The 2670-nt window shown below is 35.2% G+C and carries 1 protein-coding gene and 1 pseudogene; both read right to left on the bottom strand.

The window, feature by feature from the left end; translation table 11 throughout:
* Positions 1–243 precede the first annotated feature (243 nt).
* Complete coding sequence (locus tag MUW73_RS03060; RefSeq protein WP_243018579.1) at positions 244–2178, bottom strand: ankyrin repeat domain-containing protein; 1935 nt, start codon at positions 2176–2178, stop codon at positions 244–246.
* A 125-nt stretch (positions 2179–2303) separates the two neighbouring features.
* Positions 2304–2525, bottom strand: a pseudogene (locus MUW73_RS03055) (IS66 family transposase); the annotation flags it as partial.
* Between the last annotated feature and the right edge of the window lie 145 nt (positions 2526–2670).

Genomic DNA, 2670 nt, shown 5'->3' with positions numbered 1-2670 from the left:
TTAAATATATCCCTTAAGTTAACGCCATTGGGTGAACGGAAACTTTTCATCAAGAAAAAAGTGTGTTAAAATAACTTTATTGGCCAATGGCGTGAATAGATACTTAAAATAGCTATAATGCTAATTGGCACTTTGTAGCTAATCTAGACTCGCTATTGGATATACTACCTAAACTGGTATCTACGTTAGAGATATCTTTTAATATATAAGATACCTTAGGCTTAGAGTTTTGATAAAAGCCCGTTAACGCAAAAAAGGAGTTTTGCCTTCTTTATCTTTTACATCTTTATTAGCGCCATACTTTAATAATAGATTAAATGTATTTGAATGTCCATAAGCTCCTTCTAGATGCAAAGGGGTTTGGTCGTTGTTATCTTGTGCATTTGGATTAGCGCGATGATCTAATAATAGCTGAACTATGTCTAAACGTCCATGTCTTGAAACAAAATGCAAAGGAGTGCGGCCATTTTGATTTTGTGCATTGGGATTAGCGCGATACTCTAATAATAGCTCAACTATGTTTACATGACTACTGCTTGAAGCACAATGCAAAGGGGTGTGGCGGTTGTTATCTTGTGCATTTGGATTAGCGCCTTTGGCTAATAATAGTTTAACTATGTCTATATGTCCATACTCTGAAGCTAAATGTAGAGCAGTGTTGCCTTCTTTATCTTGTGCATATATCTTAGCGCCTTTAGCTAATAATAGCTGAACTATGTTTAAAAATCCACGCTTTGCCGCTACATGTAGAGGAGTGTAGCCTTTTTTATCTTGTGCATATATCTCAGCGCCTTTAGCTAATAATAACTGAACTATTTCTAAATCATCAGTGCTTGAAGCAAAATGCAAAGGAGTGCAACCTACGCAATCTTTTGCATTTATATCAGCGTCATACTTTAATAATAGCTGAACCATATCAGGATTTCCATACTCTGCGACTAAATTTAAAATAGTCCGACCACCAAATTTTAGATTTGGATCAGCGCCATAAGTTAATAATAGCTGAACCATGGCTAAACGTTTATTTCTACATTTACTGATTGCAGCTTCAGCCAAAAGAGGGAAATAAAGAACTAGTCTGTTTGGATCAACGCCTTTGGCTAATAATAGCTCAAGCATTTCTAAATCTCCACGCTTTACAGCAAAATACACAACAGGGTAGCCACTTTTATTTTCTACATTTGGATTAGCGACTTTGGATAATAATAGCTTAGCTATTTCTACACGTCCATGCTGTACTGCTAAATGTAGAGCAGTGTTGCCCCTTTTATCTTCTACATTTGGATTAGCGACTTTGGATAATAATAGCTGAAATATTTTTAATAGTCCATCCTCTGCCGCTACATGCAAAGGAGTTGTACCATTACCTATTCTATTTGGATCAGCGCCATACTTTAATAATAGCTGAACCATTGGTAAATGTCTATTGCGTACTGCTAAATGCAAAGCAGTGTAGCCCTTTTTATCTTGTGCATCTTTATTAGCGCCATGATCTAATAATAGCATAACCATTCCTAAATCTCGATTGAGTACCGCTAAATGCAAAGCAGTGTAGCCACTTTTATTTTCTACATTTTCTAGATTTGGATTAGCGCCATGATCTAATAATAGCTTAGCGATGTGAAAATGTCCATGCTTTGAAGCTAAATACAAAGAAGTTTCAACAAAAGCTAGGCTATTTGGATTAGCGCCTTTGGCTAATAATTGCTCAACTATGTCTATATCTCCATGCTTTAAAGCTACATATAGAGGAGTTGTGCCTTGACAAGTTAAATTCACATCAACTCCATTTTTCAAGAATAATCGGACTAAGTCTCTATTGTCGGTACATACTGCAGCATACAAGTCTAATGCAGTAAGAAATTGCCTACTATGAAGGAACCAAGCACGATAAGCTTGATATTTTAAGGCATGAGTAGGAAAAAGTTCTCTATATTTATGTTCTATATGACATTTGAGCTCATGATAATTGTTAATATAAAGCTGAATATCAGATGTTTTATTCTCTGTAAATTTGAGCAGTGTATCAGGTAATAATTTCTTTATAGCAGAACAGCTTAATAGGAGCTTTGGCTTCTCAGCATTTTGCTGTGGCCTATTGCCGACATAACTTGTACTAGACTTACTTAAGCCATTACAGGATGAGATAAGCGGTAAAAAGACAAAATATTTTTTCATGATAGTTTTTTTAATAAAAATAAAGAATGTATAAAGTGACGTATTAATTAATAATGATGTTTTACAATATTAAAAATTTTTTATTAAAAATCAAGTAAAAAAGTATCTGTTCAAGTCTATGGTTTTTAAGCGATTAAAATTTGGAGTTGCGTGTAAGGATTTAACTTTTGTTGTTTCCAAGTTAGATATAAAGAGATGATCCGTTCCAAAAATCTGTTATCCCGTTCTGATTGAGTAAAGTAGGAGTTTTTACGGTATACCACATAATGCCTGATTTGTCTCTCAGCTAGGTTATTAGTCAATGGGATGTTGTCTGAGTCCTGTTCAAATTTCCACAGTTTCCGTTCACCACTATGACTTATGCTAGTAAAAAAATGCGCCCTTTGAAAAAAGTGCGATCAGCAAGCGACGTTTACAGTTGAAAAGAAAAACAGTTGCCGGGAGGGATTGCAGAGAGGTTCCTGTTTTTCCGGCTGTAAACTAAGCTTGCAG

Source organism: Candidatus Cardinium sp. cByotN1 (assembly GCF_022810525.1).
Lineage (GTDB): Bacteria > Bacteroidota > Bacteroidia > Cytophagales > Amoebophilaceae > Cardinium.
This window is presented reverse-complemented; position numbering and strand designations above follow the sequence as displayed.